We start from the raw sequence: 17,440 nt of genomic DNA, 5'->3' as shown, positions 1-17,440 counted from the left end.
TAATGGAAACATAAAAAGGGGGATGAGAATTGAAACGAGTATTGTTCGTTTGCACAGGAAATACTTGTCGTAGCCCCATGGCAGAAGCCTTGCTAAGAAAAATAGCGGATGAAGAAAATTTCCCCGTTGAAGTTCAATCAGCAGGGGTTGCTGCTGTAAATGGAAGTTTGGCTTCACCGCAGGCCATCGAGGTATTGAAAGAGAAGGGCATTGAGCATGATCATCGCTCGCAGGAAATCAATGAAGAGTTAATTGCCTGGGCAGATTATGTATTAACGATGACTTCTTCACATAAGCAGACACTTATTCAGCTTTTTCCCCAATATGTAGATAAAATTTATACTCTACGAGAGTATGCGGAGCCAGGATTTGAAAAGAAGCAAAAGCTCTATAAACAGTTGGACCAACTGTATGTAGAGATGGAAAACAAACGGGCCAAACTGGTAGCAGAGTGGAAATTTCCTAAAGACGAGACGAAACAACAAGAGCTTGAACAACAGCTCTATCATGAACTGGAGCCGTTTTTCAAGCAAGAGGAACAGCTGCTGAATCAATTGGCGGAACTATCTACTTCATTGGATATTCATGATCCCTTTGGTGGTTCGGTCGACACTTATCGATTGTGTTGTGAACAGATTGAGAAAGAAATTCGCAATATCATTCAGAAGTGGAAAACAATGGATCGATAAGGATTTGAATAACTGGACTTCTTTTGGATAACCAAAACCCAATGATTTTTCCTTGTCACGAGGTTATACTAAGATTAACATCTTGTGGGTAGATGAGGGAGGATACAAATGCGTGTCATATTGGCCTCCGATCACGGAGGATTACGTTTGAAGGCGGCAATTAAGGAATGCTTGAAAGAGATGAATATTGAATTTGAAGATATAGGTTGTGACTGTGAGGAATCGGTAGACTATCCCGACTATGCCTTGCCAGTGGCACAGAAAGTGGCAGCTGGAGAATATGATTATGGCATCTTGATCTGTGGTACTGGGATTGGAATGTCCATAGCTGCCAATAAAGTAAAGGGCATTCGCTGTGCCGTTGTGAGTGATGAGTTTTCAGCACGTATGAGTAGAGAACATAATAATGCAAATGTGTTGGCACTTGGTGAGCGGGTAATCGGTCCGGGTCTTGCCAAAAATATCGTGCGAATTTGGTTAACAACCGAATTTGCTGGTGATCGTCATCTGCGGCGTGTGAATAAAATTCATGCGTTGGAGGAATGATCCAGATGAAATGGGAAAAAATCACGGAAGAAGTACAATCTGTCATTCATGATTTATTGCAGGCTATGCCTCTCGATGATCGGCATCTGCTTGTGTTTGGTGTAAGCACGAGTGAAGTAGCCGGAAAGCGGATTGGTACAGAGGGTAGTGACGAAATTGCTGGTGCATTGTTTGAAGGAATCAGGCAAGTGCAGGAACAATTTGGTTTTCACTTGGCTTTTCAATGCTGTGAGCATTTAAATCGTGCAGTTGTAGTTGAAAGAAAAACAGCAGAAAAGTTTGGTTTTGTAGAAGTAACTGCCATTCCAGTGCCCCATGCAGGAGGTGCGATGGCTTCTTACGCTTTTCGACATTTGCATGATGCTGTTCTGGTAGAAGAAGTTCGTGCAGATGCAGGTATTGATATTGGGGATACATTGATCGGCATGCATTTAAAGCCAGTGGCTGTACCTGTTCGTCCAAAATTGCGGCAAATTGGTGAAGCGCATGTAACCATGGCAAAGACCCGGCCGAAATTGATTGGCGGTGCAAGAGCGGTATATGTTTTGGAAAATAATCAGAATCAGGAAAATAGCTGATTTTGGAATGGACTCATTTTTTTATTTAGCTTGAAAATAGGTGTTTGTGTTAGAATGGAAGACAAGTAATTGGTATGAGCTAAAAGGGGGAGACAGGGTGGCACTAGATATTCTGAAAAAACAAGATCCACAGGTTCTTGAAGCGATTCAACAGGAGCTGGGGCGTCAGCGCAACAAGATTGAGCTTATCGCTTCCGAAAACTTTGTTAGCCCTGCTGTGATGGAAGCAATGGGAACCGTATTAACCAATAAATATGCGGAAGGATACCCAGCCAAACGTTATTATGGTGGATGCGAATATGTGGATATCGTTGAAGACCTGGCTCGAGAGCGGGCGAAGGAGCTGTTTGGGGCAGAGCATGCAAATGTACAGCCACATTCGGGAGCACAAGCCAATATGGCTGTATACTTTGCAATTTTAGAGCCGGGTGATACGGTACTGGGGATGAATTTGGCTCACGGCGGCCATCTTACACATGGAAGCCCAGTCAATTTCTCGGGTAAACTTTATAACTTTGTTGCTTATGGGGTAGACCCTGATACACATCTGATTGATTATGATGAAGTGCGTAAACTTGCACTGGAACATAAACCAAAGCTATTAGTTGCTGGAGCCAGTGCGTATCCACGCAAAATTGACTTTGCCCGTTTAAGGGAAATCTGTGATGAAGTCGGATGTTACTTGATGGTCGATATGGCTCATATCGCCGGATTGGTGGCAACCGGACATCATATGAATCCAGTTCCATATGCCGACTTTGTTACGACCACCACACATAAAACATTGCGCGGGCCACGAGGTGGCATGATTTTATGTAAAGAAAAATATGCAAAGCAAATTGATAAGTCTGTTTTCCCAGGAGTTCAAGGCGGTCCTCTGATGCATGTCATTGCTGCAAAAGCTGTGGCACTGGGTGAAGCATTAACCGATGAGTTCAAGAACTATTCACAGAGAATTGTCGATAATGCTGCTCAATTGGCAGAATCTTTGAAGGAACAAGGTTTCCAATTGATTTCTGGAGGAACAGATAACCATCTGATTCTGATTGATGTACGTAATCTTAACTTGACTGGAAAAGTAGCCGAAAAACTGCTCGATGATGTAGGAATTACGACAAATAAAAATGCGATTCCATTTGATCCTGAAAGTCCATTTGTAACAAGTGGCATTCGGATTGGTACAGCAGCCGTAACCACTCGTGGCATGGATCAGGAAGCGATGAAAGAGATTGCCGCTATTATGGCTTTGGTACTTAAAAACCCGGAAGATGAACAAGCTCATCAAGAGGCACGGGAGCGTGTTGAAAAATTAACCAGACAATTCCCGCTTTATCCTGAATTACACATATAAAACGAGCCATGACTGCCCTTCTCGTTATAGAGTAACGAGAGGGTTTTTTTGTTTAAGTTGAAATCACTATAGGAGAAATTTCTGGAAATTACAATTCAAAAAATGTCGGTTAAAAAACTTGATGAGAAATGGCTAGTAATTAAATGGCTTCTCATCTCACCTAGTCAGTCAAATCGGACTGACTAATTTTTTGACCTGAAAAGAAATTGGGAGTTTCCATATCCCTTCGTTATAAGTTGCCAAAAAAAGTAAATAATAAAGGTAGATATAGATGCTTTAGAGAAACAGTTGAATTTCCTGTCAAATTATGATTTTGATAAGAAACACTTGTGATGCATTGGTTTATATGTTTATATATCCCTTGGGTAGTTTTGCACAATGAAGTGATTTTTTGAGAGGAGCGAAGAACATTGGGGAATGTATATGTATTTGATCATCCGTTGATTCAGCACAAACTGACCTATATTCGTGATAAAAACACTGGTACGAAAGAGTTTCGGGAGCTTGTCAATGAAGTGGCCATGCTGATGGCTTATGAAATTACCAGAGATATGCCGCTTAGGGAAGTGGAAGTTGAAACACCATTAAAAACAGCAAAGTGCAAAGTCTTGGCAGGAAAAAAATTGGGCTTGGTTCCAATTCTTCGTGCAGGACTTGGAATGGTCGAAGGGATTTTGAAATTGATCCCAGCTGCAAAAGTCGGTCATATCGGTTTATATCGGGATCCCAAAACGTTGGAACCTGTTCATTACTATTCCAAATTACCAACAGATATTGGTGAAAGAGATTTGATTGTCATTGATCCCATGCTTGCAACAGGTGGCTCTGCTTCTGCTGCACTTGGCGCTTTGAAGGAAATGGGAGCAAAGAGCATGAAACTGATGTGTCTGATCGCTGCTCCAGAGGGCGTTGAGCGTATCCAGCAGGATCATCCGGATATTGACATTTATGTGGCAGCCGTTGATGAAAAACTGGATGAAAAAAGTTATATTATTCCAGGATTGGGAGATGCAGGAGACCGCTTGTTTGGTACGAAATAATAAAAACGGAAAAAATTTCAACGGAAAATGATTTTCAAGAATAAAAGAGAATATTGGAGAATAAAAGAGATAAAGCGAAAATATCAGAGTTTTTCAGGTTCGGCTTTGTGGGTGCAGTGTATAAATGTGACGAATTGTTCATAAATCTGTAAAAGAAAACATTGACATCTATATATAGCATCAGATACCATAGGCAGGGGAAAGCCTCTTACCAAGATACCCATAATCCAATCTAAACCTTCGTTTCAATCCCCACGTGTTTTAACCTTTCTTTTTTATCTATTCCTATGGGTGATATTGTGAAGAATTCACAAGGTAATTTTTGGCGCATTGTCGCGACGGTTGGAGCTGTGGGTATGGAAGTGATTATCCTCACAGTGGGTGGAGCCTGGCTAGGACAACAGCTGGATGCTGTTTGGAATACCAAGCCCATCATGCTGGCGGTGGGGTTATTCATAGGGTTAGGACTTGGCTTTACAAGTGCTGCCTTAACTTTTAAAGCCTTATTAAAGGAATGATTCCCCTTGAATGAATTGCATACCATTCGCCGTCAGGTTATGCTCCTCGCTGTTGGAATCCTCATAACCTTATTGATCATGTGGTTCTTAACCCCGCCAAATTTCAAACCAATTGTTGCAGGAGCGGTTCTAGGAATCTCAGTAGGTTTATACAATATACTGCATTTGGCACGAAGACTTCGCATTTCAGGTGAACAGGCAATTGCTACAAATGGTAAGAGGATCAGTGGGTTAGGCGTGATCAATCGTTATCTCATGGTAACCCTCGCTGCGATTATTATTGCTACAAACCCGCAGTATTTTGATCCAAAGGGTTTTGCGATGGGCTTACCAGTTTGCTATATACTTCCTTTAGCTGTAGCCATTTTTCAAAAGAAAAAGCAGGAAACAAAGGGGGTGAAAGATAAAGATGGAAATCACTCCAAAGCTTGAACTGTTTGGATTAACCTTTGATGTAACTGTTATCATTGGTTCGCTGTTAGCAGCAATTATTGTTTTCGTTATTACGATCATGGCAACGCGCAGATTGGCTATGAAACCTGGCAAATTACAAGCCGGTCTTGAAATGCTTGTAGATCTTGCGCGTGGAATGGCAAGAATGGGGCATGATCACAAAAATGCAGAAAGATATATCGCTTTTACCTTTACCCTTTTCTTGTTTATTCTGGTTGCCAATCAGATCGGTGTTATTAGCTTGGTTACATCAGACCATCACACAGAAGTTCCTGCTCTACAGGTTACACAAGAAACGATGAAAGAAAGCAATGCCCACGGAGTTGTTTGGCTAAAATCGCCGACAGCTGACATGAATGTCACCTTCTCTATGGCATTTGCGATCGCAATTGTGGGAGCGATCATTGGGATCTCCAGAAATGGTTTGGGGAAATTCCTTAAAGTTCGCTATGCCACCCCCATGGGTTTGCTTCATTTGGTTGAAGCGATTTCAAACCCGGTAACGCATGCGATGCGTTTGTGGGCAAACATCTTTGCGGGTGAAGTGCTGATCTCCATTCTGTTACAAGGGATTACCTCAGGTCTTGCTGGCTTGCCGCTCAGTATTGCGTTAATGGCATGGATGGGCTTCTCGCTGTTTGTTGGAGTAATGCAGGCCTATATCTTTACGGTTCTTGCAAATGTGTATATGGGTCAGAAAATCTATTTGGATCACCACTAAAAATGATGAACTGCCAAAATTATTTTGGACAATGATAAGGAGGAAAACAAAATGAGTATTATTGCAGCAGGTATTATGATTGGATTGGCTGCTTTGGGTGCAGCAATTGGTAACAGTAACTTGTTCGCTAAATACATTGAAGGAATTGCACGTCAACCAGAAGCGCGTGGTACTTTGTTTGGTCAAACCATGATTCTCTTCGGATTGATCGAAGCTCTGCCGATTATTGGTGTTGCATTTGGTATTCTGGTTCTGTTGGGAGTATTTAAGTAATAACATATCCTGGATAGTATGGCGGGGGAAACCGGTTTTCTCCCCCGCTGTTATATTGAGACCGAAGGGAGTGACTAAGAGTGATCAGCTTTACTTGGGGTACAATTTTGGCTCAGCTGGTTATTTTTATCATTCTAATGCTTCTCGTTTCCAAATATGCGTTACGCCCGCTGTTGGATACGATGAAAAAGAGACAGGACTATATAGATAATCAGATTATTACTGCTGAGAAAAGCCGTCAAGAGGCTGAAGAGCTGTTGGCAGAGCAAAAAGCTTTGTTAAAACAGGCTCAGACAGAAGCAAAAGAATTGATTGAACGTGCAAAAGCGCAAAAAGAAAAAGAAGCAGAAAAAATCATTTTGGAAGCCAAGGAACAAGCTGAGCGTATGATCCAAGAGGCAAAGCTCGAAATCGAGCGGGAAAGAGAAAAGGCGATTGCTGCACTGCGTGATGAAGTGGGGGCCCTCACTGTTCAACTCGCATCCAAATTGCTCGAAAAAGAGTTGGACGAAAAAGGGCAATCCAAGCTTGTTGACCGTTACTTCGAACAGGTAGGAAGATTGCAATGAGCAGTGTGGTAGCAAAGCGCTATGCCAAAGCCATGTTTGAAGTCGCCTTGGAGAAAAACCTTTTGGATCAGGTGGAAGAAGAGCTCACATTGATTGTCGAGACTTTTTCTTCCTTGCCAACGCTCAGAGAATGGCTTAGCCATCCACTGACGGAAGCAGATAAGAAAAAAGAGCTTTTTTCCTCTGTGTTCTCGCATCTGTCGGAGATCACACAGAACTTCCTCTTCTTGTTAACGGATCGGCAACGCGAAGGATATCTAGAAGAGATTTTAAAAGAGTATAAGCGTTTATCTGATGAAGCCAAAGGTGTTGCTGAAGCCATTGTTACCTCCGCCTTCCCGCTGTCTGATGAAGATCAGAAGGAACTGGTTCAAACTTTTCAAAAGCTCATTGGCAAGACAATTCAGATTAAAAATGTGGTGGACTCAGATATCCTTGGCGGTGTAATAGTACAAATTGGTGATCGTTTATATGATGGAAGTCTGAGAACGAAACTGCGTCGCTTTCAAGAGCGCTTAAAACAAAGTCAGGTCGGATAAATTGAAGTGGTTAGACAAGGGGTGAATATGACATGAGCATCAGACCAGAAGAAATCAGCTCGCTGATAAAGCAGCAGATTGAGAACTACCGTGCTGAAGTTGAAGTGGCTGATGTGGGTACCGTGATCCAGGTGGGTGACGGAATTGCGCGTGTACACGGCTTGCAAAATGTCATGGCCGGTGAGTTGTTGGAGTTTGAAAATGGCGTTATGGGTATGGCATTGAACTTGGAAGAAAACCATGTGGGTGTCATTATCTTGGGGCCATACCAAGGTATCCGTGAAGGGAACCAAGTTAAACGGACCAACCGTCTCTTGGAAGTACCAGTGGGCGAAGCATTGTTGGGACGTGTAGTAAACCCGCTCGGTCAACCATTGGATGGAAAAGGACCCATCGAAACGACCCATTTCCGTCCTGTTGAATCTCCAGCTCCTGGGGTTATTGACCGGAAATCGGTACATGAGCCAATGTATACTGGAATCAAGGTTATCGATGCGATGATTCCAATTGGTCGTGGTCAGCGTGAGTTGATTATCGGGGACCGTCAGACCGGTAAAACCACGATTGCAATCGATACGATTATTAACCAAAAAGATCAAAACATGATCTGTATTTATGTAGCAATCGGACAAAAACAGTCCACCATTGCACAAGTGGTAGAAAAACTGCGTCGTTTCGGTGCGCTTGATTATACCATTGTCGTTGCGGCTAGTGCATCAGATCCAGCTCCACTGCTTTATCTGGCTCCATATGCTGGATGTGCGATGGGTGAATACTTCATGTATAAAGGTGGACATGTACTGTGCGTCTATGACGACTTGTCCAAACAGGCTGCTGCATATCGTGAACTTTCTCTCTTGCTGCGTCGTCCACCAGGCCGTGAAGCTTACCCAGGGGATGTATTCTATCTTCATTCCCGTCTCTTGGAACGTGCAGCGAAGCTCTCCGATGAGCGTGGCGGTGGTTCCTTGACTGCATTACCATTCATTGAAACTCAAGCTGGAGATATCTCTGCATACATTCCAACCAACGTGATCTCGATTACCGACGGACAAATCTTCCTGGAGTCTGACTTATTCCATGCAGGTCAGCGTCCGGCCGTTGACTCGGGTTATTCCGTATCCCGTGTAGGGGGAGCAGCGCAAATCAAAGCGATGAGCAAAGTTTCAGGTAGCTTGAAGTTGGAACTGTCCCAGTATCGCGACTTACAAGCGTTTGCTCAGTTCGCCTCTGACCTGGATGCTGTGACCCGTGCAAAACTGGAGCGCGGTAAGCGGATTATGGAAATCTTGAAACAGGATGAACATCAACCGCTTCCTGTAGAAAAACAGGTAGCATCCATTTATTTAGTAACCCGAGGCCATTTAGATGATATTCCAGTCGAAGATGTTCGTCGTTTTGAACAGGAGTTCCATGCATTCCTGGAAAACAATCATCCAAATATCTTAAGCGGCATTCGTGAAGAGAAAAAGTTGACTGATGAGATCGATGCAAACCTCAAGGCAGCCATTGCTGAATTCAAAAAAGGCTTTGCAGTTTCTGAGTAATGGTCGGTAAGAGCTTTGCCGTTCGCTTTTGGCCTCCAAGTCTGGTCTGAAGCGAACGGTAGATGAAAGGCGGGTGAAATGTTATGGCAAAGATGCGAGAGATTAAACGGCGAATTCGTTCCGTTGAAAATACGAAGAAAATTACCAGTGCGATGAAAATGGTAGCTGCAGCTAAACTTCGCCGTGCTCAGGAGCGAGCAGAAGCGTCTCGTCCATATGCTGATAAGATGCGTGAAGTTATCATGAATCTGGCACAAGGCACGAAAAGTAATCATCCGATGCTGGTTTCTCGACCTGTCCATAAAACAGGATATTTGGTGATTACCTCTGACCGCGGTTTGGCTGGGGGTTACGATGGAAACCTGCTTCGTTTGTTGCTGCAAAACTTGAAAAAGCGTCATCAAAGCCAAGACGAGTATGTATTGTTTGTGATCGGAAGAAAAGGACTTTCATTTTTGGAGAAGAAAGGTCTTCCCGTCATTGGAAGTGTAACGGGTCTGTCTGATTCTCCTTCATTTGCTGAAATCAAACAAATTGCCAGCAACGCAGTAGGTCTTTATGAAGAAGGAAAATATGATGAACTCTATATCTTATACAATGAGTTTGTTAACCCGGTCGTTCAGCGTCCAACGGAAAAGCGTTTGCTTCCTCTTGATACAGAGCAGTTTGAAAGCAAAGAAAAAGAAGGAGATCTGAAAACCCTTTATGAATATGAACCATCGCAGGAAGAAGTACTGGCTGAAATCTTGCCACGTTATGCGGAATCATTGATTTATAGTTCATTAATGGATGCGAAGGCAAGTTATTTTGCAGCGCAAATGACAGCGATGGGTAATGCAACGGATAATGCGACAGAAATGATTGAGCAGTTGACACTGGAATACAACAAAGCCCGTCAGGCAGCGATTACCCAGGAAATTGCGGAAATCGTAGCGGGAGCAAATGCCTTGCAATAAATCAATTTAGATGGATGAGCGGCGAAGCACAGATCTGGTGGCTTAAGGAGGGAATACGATGAGCAAAGGACGAATTGTTCAGGTCATGGGTCCTGTTGTAGATGTGCAATTTGAACGTGGACACCTACCTGAAATCAACAATGCATTAAAAGTGAACTATAAATTGGACGGACAAGAAAAAGAACTTGTGCTGGAAGTGGCATTGCATTTAGGAGATAACTCGGTACGCACGATTGCAATGGCTTCTACCGATGGTTTGGTACGCGGCATGGAAGTTGTCGATACCGGTGGACCTATTTCGGTGCCGGTTGGACGCGGTGCACTTGGACGTGTATTTAACGTTATCGGGGAGCCGATCGATGAAGCAGGTCCAGTTGTAACAGAAGAACGTTGGCCGATTCACCGTCCAGCACCAAGCTTTGAAGAACAATCCACCGCTCAAGAAATGTTGGAGACAGGGATCAAGGTCATTGACTTGCTAGCACCTTATGCCAAAGGTGGAAAAATCGGTCTCTTCGGTGGTGCAGGCGTAGGAAAAACCGTATTGATCCAGGAGCTTATTCACAACATTGCACAAGAGCACGGTGGTCTTTCCGTTTTTGCGGGTGTAGGTGAGCGTACCCGTGAAGGTAATGACTTGTATCACGAAATGAGCGACTCTGGCGTTATCAGTAAAACCTGTATGGTGTTCGGTCAGATGAACGAGCCACCAGGAGCTCGTATGCGTGTAGCCCTGACAGGTTTAACCATGGCTGAATACTTCCGTGATACTGAAGGTCAAGACGTACTTCTCTTTATCGATAACATCTTCCGTTTCACCCAGGCAGGTTCTGAGGTATCTGCGCTCTTGGGTCGTATGCCATCTGCAGTAGGTTACCAACCAACTTTGGCAACGGAGATGGGACAACTGCAAGAGCGGATTACTTCAACCAAAAAAGGATCGGTTACCTCGATCCAAGCGATTTACGTGCCTGCGGACGACTATACGGACCCAGCACCGGCAACCACATTCGCGCACCTGGATGCGACCACCAACCTGGAGCGTCGCCTCACCCAAAAAGGGATTTTCCCAGCGGTAGACCCACTGGCTTCTACCTCTCGGATCCTAACCCCAGCGGTTGTTGGGCTTGAGCATTATCAAGTGGCCCGTGGCGTACAACAACTCTTGCAACGTTATCAGGAACTACAGGATATCATTGCCATCTTGGGTATGGATGAGCTATCTGATGAAGATAAACAACTCGTTTATCGTGCACGTCGTGTAGAGAAATTCCTCGCACAAAACATGCACGTAGCTGAACAGTTCACTGGCCAGCCAGGTGTATATGTACCGGTAAAAGAAACGGTACGTAGCTTCAAAGAAGTACTGGAAGGTAAATGGGATGACCTGCCAGAAGATGCATTCTATATGGTTGGTGGCATTGACGAAGCGGTTGAAAGAGCAAAACAACTGGGATGGAAGCGTGAGATTTAACGTTTTTCGGCTGGATGATCAAGACCATTCGATGATAAACCGGGGAGATGGTGAAGCTCCCCGGAACCTTTGTTTATGCGTTGGTCAGAGCCCATCCTAATTGAACATAGGGGAGGGATGTCCGTATGAGTAAGATGCAGCTGGACATCGTGACACCAGAGAAGATTGTCTACTCTGATCAAGTAGATATGGTGATAACAAGAGCTGCCAACGGGGACATCGGTATATTACCTAAGCACGCTCCTCTTGTTAGCCCACTACAAATTACGGCTGTGCGTGTAAAAAAAGATGGCCAGGAAGAACAGATTGCCATCAGTGGTGGCTTTATCGAAGTACGGCCCGATAAAGTGACCATTTTGGCACAAGCTGCCGAATTTGCTGGTGATATCGATGTCGAACGGGCAAAAAGAGCCAAAGAAAGAGCAGAAGAGCGTTTGGCTAAAAGTGAAGGGGATTTGGCACGAGCAGAGCGTGCGTTGAAACGTGCTTTGAACCGGTTGGAAGTAGCACAAAGTGCCAATAAATAAGATTGACTCGCTATTTTTGGATGAGGAAAAAGGAGCTGGCCCAAAAGGGTATCGATGAATCATTGAATCCCAAAAAATAACCCGTATCACCATCGAAGTGATACGGGTTCATTCTTTTTATGTCATTTTTCTGGTTAGAGTAGCTTAGGCAGGGATTTGATTTTTGTGCTGGAGAATGAGGATTCATGATAAAAAAGATGTGGATCAAGCTATTAGGCATCATCGGTCAAAAACAGATGGAATTATATTTATTGTGTGAACATTAAATATTCATGACTTATATTTAATTATTCACATTCCTGTTAAAAAAATTAAATAAAATGGCTATAACATTTGGTTAATCCATGTAATTTGCATTTAAATTTTCTTAATAATGATTTGTCTTGTTAGACAGTTTTCAGGGCATTTGTTATAATCATTACAATCTAGTGAAGGTAAAAAATAATAAAAAACAAATGGGTTGATAGCGCTTCCATCAACAATTGAAAGGATGGTTGGTCTATTTGGAAAAAAGTTATCTTAGCCTTGCCATCTTCTTTCTCCTGGGGATTGCTTTACCTATGGTCGCCTTGTTTTTTGGTCGCTTGCTAAGACCACATCGTCCTTTGCCAGAAAAGGCTATTACTTATGAAAGTGGTGTGGATCCCACGGGAGACAGTTGGGTTCAATTTCATGTCCGTTATTATTTATTTGCGCTTCTTTTCGTCATTTTTGATGTGGAAGCAGTATTTCTGTATCCTTGGGCTGTTTCCTACGACTTGTTACGTACCGAAATGGGACTTTTTATTTTAGTAGAAATGACGATTTTCGTGTTATTTTTGCTGATTGGTCTCATTTACGCTTGGAAAAAGAAGGTGCTGGAATGGAGATGAATTTGGAAAACATTACTCCGTTTGAAGAAGAGGAGATTAAGCGGAATGTTTTGACAACCAATTTGGAAAGGATTAAAGCTTGGGCTCGTAGCAATTCCATATGGCCGCTCACTTTTGGTTTGGCCTGTTGTGCAATTGAAATGATGGGAACAGGTGCCTCTCATTATGATCTGGATCGTTTTGGTGTGATGTTTCGCGCTTCACCACGTCAATCGGATTTGATGATTGTCGCCGGCACAGTAACGAAAAAAATGGCCCCTCTGCTACGCAGGCTCTATGATCAGATGCCCGAACCGAAATGGGTGATTGCAATGGGCTCTTGTGCCACTGCGGGAGGCCCTTATGTGAAATCCTATGCAGTAGTAAAGGGAGTGGATCAAGTTGTTCCCGTCGATGTTTATATTCCAGGATGTCCACCCAATCCTGCTGCTTTAATTTACGGTATCCATAAATTACAGGAAAAAATTCGTTATGAAGCGCGAACCGGGAAGAAGGTGACGAGTGAGTGAGCGGACAGGAAAAAGAATTTGAAAAAAAATCCACAGAAGGAAAGGAACTGGAACAAGAAGAAAAAAAACAGACTGAGAGTCGTTCAGAACGATTCCCAAATGTTCCATCATCCTCAGAACAATCCACAGCAGAAGAGCACAAACCTGAAACCCGTCTTTCTATTGCAAATCAAGAATCATCTTCCAATTCAACAGATCAGCAGCAAACTTCCATAAATCCAAAAAAAGAAACGACTCCCCCATCTGGAGAACTGAAGCAAGAGAATAAAGAAGTGCTTCCCAAAGGACCACAAGCAGCTATAACGGGAAAAGGAAAGCCGTCAGCGACACCGAGACCACGCCCGGCCGCCAAGCCTGTGAAAGAGGAAAAACCGTTGCCTCCATCCCCTGAACAACCGACATTGGACCGTTATGTACAGTTGATCAGGGAACAGGTGCATGAAGAGGCAGTGGAGCAGGGGTTTGTCAATCGAGTAAATAATCACTTACCCACTCTGATTATTCAAAGCAAATGGTGGCTGGCAGTAGCCGAACTGTTTAAAAAGCATCCAGATTTGGCTTTTGATTATGTACAGAACTATTCAGGGGTTGACTATGAAACCCATATGGAAGTCGTTATCCATTTATATTCGTTCACTCATGAGAAGCGCGTATGTTTTCGAATAAAAACAGATCGGGAAGAAGCAAGGGTTCCATCAGTGGTCCATCTGTGGCATGCTGCTAATTGGAATGAGCGGGAGATCTATGATTTGTTAGGCATTCATTTTGAAAATCATCCCGATTTAAAACGAATCTTATTGCCAGATCATTGGGTTGGACATCCTTTGCGCAAAGATTATGTACCATTGGATAAGGAGGTATAGGGGGTGCTACGTACAGAAGAGATGCTTTTAAACGTGGGACCACAACATCCAAGCACCCACGGTGTATTGCGTCTGGTTGTGAAAATTGATGGGGAAATCATTCAAGATGCGGAACCTGTCATAGGATATTTGCATCGGGGAACAGAAAAATTGGCAGAAGATCTAAACTATACGCAGATTATTCCATATACGGACCGGATGGATTATTTGTCCGCGATGACAAACAATTATGCCATTTGTCATGCCACGGAAACACTCATGGAATTGGAAATCCCCGAAAGGGCTGAATTTCTACGGGTCATTGTGATGGAGCTCAATCGTGTGGCGAGCCATCTTGTCTGGTTAGGAACCTATTTGCTTGACATTGGAGCGATGAGTCCATTTCTTTATTGTTTCCGGGATCGTGAACAGATCCTGAATCTTTTTAACGAATTGTGTGGAGCACGGTTAACCTATAACTATATGCGAGTTGGTGGTGTGAAGTGGGATGCACCTCCTGGCTGGCTTGACAAGGTGAAGGAATTTGTAAAATATATGCGCAATCAAATGCCAGAATATCATGGTTTGATTTCAGGAAATGAAATTTTTATTCAACGTACCAGAGGAATTGGAATTGTAACGCAAGAGATGGCTATTTCTTATGGATTATCAGGAGCCAATTTGCGCTGTACTGGAGTAAAGTGGGATTTGCGCAAAAATCAGCCATATTCGATTTATGATCGGTTTGATTTCGATGTTCCGGTAGGAAAAACGGGAGATTTGTATGATAAATATCACTGTCGGATGCAAGAGATTATCGAATCACTTAAAATCGTGGAACAGGCTGTGGAAGGATTTCCAGAAGGCGGCAGCACCATGGCAAAAGTTCCACGGGTGTTACGAGTACCGGAAGGGGAAGTGTATGTGGGAATTGAATCACCTAGAGGTGAATTGGGTTGCCATATTGTCAGTAAAGGCAAAGATAAACCTTGGCGTTTAAAGTTCCGCCGCCCCTCATTTTACAATTTGCAAATCTTGCCTGCACTCCTCAAGGGGCAAAATATTGCCAACCTTGTAGCGATCTTGGGTGGGATTGATATTGTACTTGGGGAGGTGGACTGCTAATGGATTTTTTTGTGATTTTAGGCCCGGTCGTTCTACTCTTCATTGTATTGGGGTTTGTAACCTATGCGATTTTTTTTGAGAGGAAAGTGATCGGTTGGATTCAAAATCGGGTCGGTCCTAATCAGGTTGGACCCTGGGGCCTTTTGCAAACGGTTGCGGATGTATTGAAACTGTTAATCAAAGAGGATGTAATCCCTCAAAAGGCGGATGTCTCTTTATTTAAATTAGCGCCGATTATCGCCTATACTCCTGCTTTTGCCGTTTTGGCAGTCATCCCTTTTACAGAGAGTCTGAAATTTGCTGACATCGCTGTAGGGCTTCTTTACTACATGGCTGTCTCCAGTATTACCACCATCGGCATTTTGTTGGGAGGATGGGCATCGAATAACAAGTATGCATTATTAGGCGGTATGCGCTCAGCGGCCCAAATGATCAGTTATGAAATTCCTTTGGTGTTGTCAGTGGTCGGTGTGGCAATGAGCGCTGGTTCATTGAATTTGACTGAGATCGTCAAAGCGCAACAGACTGGTGTCTGGTTTGTACTGCCACAGTTTCTTGGCTTTATTGTCTTCTTGATTGCAGCTATTGCCGAATTGAGCCGAACCCCGTTTGATTTGCCTGAGGCAGAGTCTGAACTGGTAGCGGGATATCACACCGAGTATTCAGGTTTCCGCTTTGCTTTCTTTATGCTCGCTGAGTATACCTATATTTTTGCGATGGCATCATTGATTACCCTGTTATTTTTCGGCGGTTGGAGTGCACCTTTTGGCCTGACTTTTATTCCTCCGCTTATATGGTTCATTTTCAAATTTTTATTCTTTGTTTTCTTCTTATTCTGGTTGAGAGCAACGATGCCACGTATTCGTGTTGATCAACTGATGGAATTTGCCTGGAAGGTTTTATTACCTCTAGCGATTCTTAATATTTTTCTTACGGCTCTTTTTAAGGAAATTCCGGTCCTTAGCCAATTTTATTGAGGAAGGGTATCTATGATAGTAGATCACTGGCTCGAGAATAGGAAAGGAGGCCTTTCAATGTTTGGGCTGATTAAGGGGATGGGTATCACGCTTAAAAATTTGGCGAAGCCAAAAGTGACGTATAAATATCCCCATGAACCTTTGGAAATGCCAGACCGGTATCGGGGGATTCAACATTTTGACCCCGAAAAGTGTATTGTGTGTAATCAATGCGCCCGAATTTGCCCGACGGATTGCATTACTTTAACAGGAAAGAAACATCCAGATCCCAATAAAAAAGGCAAAATCATCGACACCTATGATATTAATTTTGAAATTTGCATCTTGTGTGATTTGTGCACAGAAGTGTGCCCAACGGAAGCCATTATCATGACAAGTAATTTTGAGTTGGCCACCTATAGCCGTGATGATTTGTTTAAAAACATGAAATGGTTACACGAAAATGATCAAAACATCCGGCAGGATAACATATCAAGCAAGCCGAAACCCGGAGGGAATCAGGCATGAATATCAATGGAGAATTCATTGCTTTTTTCATTTTTTCTGTTTTGGCTATTGGTGGAGCAGTTTTCATGATCAATTTGACACGGGTTATGCATATGGCACTGGCTCTGGCTTTTACTTTTTTTAGCATTGCTGGATTATACGTATTACTCGATGCGCCCTTTCTTGCTGTGATTCAGATTTTAATCTATACAGGTGCTGTTTCCATTTTAATGATTTTTGGAATTATGTTGACGAAGCATAAAGACGAAGACAAAGTAGCCCCATTTACTGTGCATAAACTATTGAGTTTACTCGGTGTAGGCGGATTCCTGGCTATCGTGATATGGATCATCTATCGAAATCCTTTCTTTTCGACGGGGGAACCTCAAGCTGCAGCGTTTAAGGTAACGGATTTAGGAAAAGCCATGTTTAAGACGTATATGATTCCATTTGAAGTGACTTCCATTTTGTTACTGGTTGCCTTGATTGGAGCCATAGTCTTGGCGAAAAGAGAGGAGAAAAAATAATGAATATCACTTCTTATCTGGCTCTTGCGGCCATTTTGTTCAGCATCGGCCTTTATGGTGTGATTACAAAAAGAAATGCAGTCATGGTTCTGTTTTCCATCGAGCTTATGCTCAATGCTGTCAATATTAATCTGGTTGCTTTTGCCAAATACGGCATTTTCCCCAGTATTTCAGGGCAAGTATTTTCTCTGTTTAGCATTGCGATTGCTGCAGCTGAAGCAGCTGTAGGGATTGCCATTTTAATTGCGCTATATCGAAACAAAGGTACCGTGGAAGCGGATAAATATAATTCCATGAAGGGTTAATCTGAAGTAAAGGATG

At 43.2% G+C, this 17,440-nt stretch carries 23 protein-coding genes; all 23 read left to right on the top strand.

Features of this window, described 5'->3' with window-relative positions:
- The first annotated feature begins 29 nt into the window (after positions 1–29).
- Positions 30–689 carry an arsenate reductase/protein-tyrosine-phosphatase family protein gene (locus tag BMZ78_RS01485; RefSeq protein ID WP_093227350.1) on the top strand — a complete coding sequence of 220 codons (660 nt, stop codon included), beginning with the start codon at positions 30–32 and terminating at the stop codon, positions 687–689.
- 108 nt (positions 690–797) lie between these two features.
- Entirely contained in the window at positions 798–1,235 is a 438-nt protein-coding gene (gene rpiB / locus BMZ78_RS01480; protein ID WP_093227348.1) for a ribose 5-phosphate isomerase B, read from the top strand.
- 5 nt (positions 1,236–1,240) lie between these two features.
- On the top strand, positions 1,241–1,813 hold the full coding sequence (locus tag BMZ78_RS01475; RefSeq protein ID WP_425263898.1) for a TIGR01440 family protein: 573 nt from the start codon (positions 1,241–1,243) through the stop codon (positions 1,811–1,813).
- Positions 1,814–1,910: 97 nt separating this feature from the next.
- Positions 1,911–3,164, top strand: coding sequence for a serine hydroxymethyltransferase (locus BMZ78_RS01470; protein WP_093227345.1), 1,254 nt, complete (start codon positions 1,911–1,913; stop codon positions 3,162–3,164).
- 410 nt (positions 3,165–3,574) lie between these two features.
- A complete protein-coding gene (upp, locus tag BMZ78_RS01465; protein ID WP_093227343.1) occupies positions 3,575–4,204 on the top strand; it encodes a uracil phosphoribosyltransferase in 630 nt (209 codons plus the stop codon).
- 299 nt (positions 4,205–4,503) lie between these two features.
- The gene (locus tag BMZ78_RS01460) at positions 4,504–4,722 is read left to right on the top strand and encodes an AtpZ/AtpI family protein (protein WP_175482232.1); all 219 of its coding nucleotides are present in this window, start codon (positions 4,504–4,506) and stop codon (positions 4,720–4,722) included.
- Positions 4,723–4,728: 6 nt separating this feature from the next.
- Positions 4,729–5,154, top strand: a complete 426-nt coding sequence (locus BMZ78_RS01455) for an ATP synthase subunit I (protein WP_093227340.1) — start codon at positions 4,729–4,731, stop codon at positions 5,152–5,154.
- Entirely contained in the window at positions 5,132–5,896 is a 765-nt protein-coding gene (gene atpB / locus BMZ78_RS01450) for a F0F1 ATP synthase subunit A (protein ID WP_093227339.1), read from the top strand. Before BMZ78_RS01455 ends, atpB begins: the two co-directional genes overlap by 23 nt.
- Positions 5,897–5,947: 51 nt before the next feature.
- A complete protein-coding gene (atpE, locus tag BMZ78_RS01445; RefSeq protein WP_093227337.1) occupies positions 5,948–6,169 on the top strand; it encodes a F0F1 ATP synthase subunit C in 222 nt (73 codons plus the stop codon).
- A gap of 80 nt (positions 6,170–6,249) precedes the next feature.
- A complete protein-coding gene (gene atpF, locus BMZ78_RS01440) occupies positions 6,250–6,738 on the top strand; it encodes a F0F1 ATP synthase subunit B (RefSeq protein ID WP_245739687.1) in 489 nt (162 codons plus the stop codon).
- Complete coding sequence (locus BMZ78_RS01435; RefSeq protein ID WP_093227336.1) at positions 6,735–7,277, top strand: F0F1 ATP synthase subunit delta; 543 nt, start codon at positions 6,735–6,737, stop codon at positions 7,275–7,277. Before atpF ends, BMZ78_RS01435 begins: the two co-directional genes overlap by 4 nt.
- Before the next feature lie 32 nt (positions 7,278–7,309).
- Complete coding sequence (gene atpA / locus BMZ78_RS01430) at positions 7,310–8,824, top strand: F0F1 ATP synthase subunit alpha (protein WP_093227334.1); 1,515 nt, start codon at positions 7,310–7,312, stop codon at positions 8,822–8,824.
- An 83-nt stretch (positions 8,825–8,907) separates the two neighbouring features.
- Positions 8,908–9,780: an ATP synthase F1 subunit gamma gene (gene atpG, locus BMZ78_RS01425; RefSeq protein WP_093227333.1), complete on the top strand. Its 873-nt coding sequence runs from the start codon at positions 8,908–8,910 to the stop codon at positions 9,778–9,780.
- 58 nt (positions 9,781–9,838) lie between these two features.
- Positions 9,839–11,254 carry a F0F1 ATP synthase subunit beta gene (gene atpD / locus BMZ78_RS01420; RefSeq protein ID WP_093227331.1) on the top strand — a complete coding sequence of 472 codons (1,416 nt, stop codon included), beginning with the start codon at positions 9,839–9,841 and terminating at the stop codon, positions 11,252–11,254.
- 125 nt (positions 11,255–11,379) lie between these two features.
- Positions 11,380–11,781: a F0F1 ATP synthase subunit epsilon gene (locus BMZ78_RS01415; RefSeq protein WP_093227330.1), complete on the top strand. Its 402-nt coding sequence runs from the start codon at positions 11,380–11,382 to the stop codon at positions 11,779–11,781.
- 560 nt (positions 11,782–12,341) lie between these two features.
- A complete protein-coding gene (gene ndhC / locus BMZ78_RS01410) occupies positions 12,342–12,653 on the top strand; it encodes an NADH-quinone oxidoreductase subunit A (protein WP_281244521.1) in 312 nt (103 codons plus the stop codon).
- Positions 12,644–13,162 (top strand): NuoB/complex I 20 kDa subunit family protein, encoded by a 519-nt coding sequence (locus tag BMZ78_RS01405; RefSeq protein WP_093227327.1) that lies wholly within the window; start codon positions 12,644–12,646, stop codon positions 13,160–13,162. The genes ndhC and BMZ78_RS01405 overlap by 10 nt, the downstream gene beginning before the upstream one ends.
- A complete protein-coding gene (locus BMZ78_RS19310; protein ID WP_093227325.1) occupies positions 13,159–14,025 on the top strand; it encodes an NADH-quinone oxidoreductase subunit C in 867 nt (288 codons plus the stop codon). The genes BMZ78_RS01405 and BMZ78_RS19310 overlap by 4 nt, the downstream gene beginning before the upstream one ends.
- Positions 14,026–14,028: 3 nt before the next feature.
- Complete coding sequence (locus tag BMZ78_RS01395; RefSeq protein ID WP_093227323.1) at positions 14,029–15,129, top strand: NADH-quinone oxidoreductase subunit D; 1,101 nt, start codon at positions 14,029–14,031, stop codon at positions 15,127–15,129.
- The gene (gene nuoH / locus BMZ78_RS01390) at positions 15,129–16,106 is read left to right on the top strand and encodes an NADH-quinone oxidoreductase subunit NuoH (RefSeq protein WP_093227322.1); all 978 of its coding nucleotides are present in this window, start codon (positions 15,129–15,131) and stop codon (positions 16,104–16,106) included. Before BMZ78_RS01395 ends, nuoH begins: the two co-directional genes overlap by 1 nt.
- 57 nt (positions 16,107–16,163) lie before the next feature.
- Positions 16,164–16,613 carry an NADH-quinone oxidoreductase subunit NuoI gene (nuoI, locus tag BMZ78_RS01385; protein ID WP_093227320.1) on the top strand — a complete coding sequence of 150 codons (450 nt, stop codon included), beginning with the start codon at positions 16,164–16,166 and terminating at the stop codon, positions 16,611–16,613.
- The gene (locus BMZ78_RS01380) at positions 16,610–17,119 is read left to right on the top strand and encodes an NADH-quinone oxidoreductase subunit J (RefSeq protein WP_093227319.1); all 510 of its coding nucleotides are present in this window, start codon (positions 16,610–16,612) and stop codon (positions 17,117–17,119) included. Before nuoI ends, BMZ78_RS01380 begins: the two co-directional genes overlap by 4 nt.
- Positions 17,119–17,424, top strand: a complete 306-nt coding sequence (nuoK, locus tag BMZ78_RS01375) for an NADH-quinone oxidoreductase subunit NuoK (protein WP_093227317.1) — start codon at positions 17,119–17,121, stop codon at positions 17,422–17,424. Before BMZ78_RS01380 ends, nuoK begins: the two co-directional genes overlap by 1 nt.
- Positions 17,425–17,440: the final 16 nt, after the last annotated feature.

Origin of the sequence: Thermoflavimicrobium dichotomicum (genome assembly GCF_900114055.1) — a bacterium.
Taxonomy (GTDB): Bacteria; Bacillota; Bacilli; order Thermoactinomycetales; family Thermoactinomycetaceae; genus Thermoflavimicrobium; species Thermoflavimicrobium dichotomicum.
The sequence above is the reverse complement of the archived record's forward strand: the minus strand, read 5'-3'. Positions and strand labels throughout refer to the sequence as shown.